Origin of the sequence: Staphylococcus sp. GDY8P47P, assembly GCF_016892225.1 — a bacterium.
Classification (GTDB): domain Bacteria; phylum Bacillota; class Bacilli; order Staphylococcales; family Staphylococcaceae; genus Staphylococcus; species Staphylococcus borealis.
Window position 1 is genome coordinate 72004 of the sequence record NZ_JAFENV010000034.1, and the last position, 316, is coordinate 72319.

Below are 316 nucleotides of genomic sequence, written 5' to 3' on the forward strand. Positions count from 1 at the left end.
CTCAATGATGTACTTGTACTTGTTGAATCACTCACGCTTGTTGATGTTGATGCACTATCTGATGTGCTTTCGCTTAATGAGTCTGAAAGACTCTCGCTTTCTGATCCACTTAATGACGTGCTCTCACTTGTTGAGTCACTCACACTCGTTGATGTTGACTCACTTAATGATGTACTTGCACTTGTTGAGTCGCTCACGCTTGTTGATGCTGATGCACTTAATGATGTACTTGTACTTGTTGAATCGCTCACGCTTGCTGATGTTGATGCACTCAATGATGTGCTTGTAATGGTTGAATCACTCACGCTTGTTGATG

At 42.1% G+C, this 316-nt stretch carries 1 pseudogene; it reads left to right on the forward strand.

Annotated features, from left to right (window positions below):
- Positions 1-316 (forward strand): annotated as a pseudogene (locus JVV30_RS11960) (hypothetical protein); the annotation flags it as partial.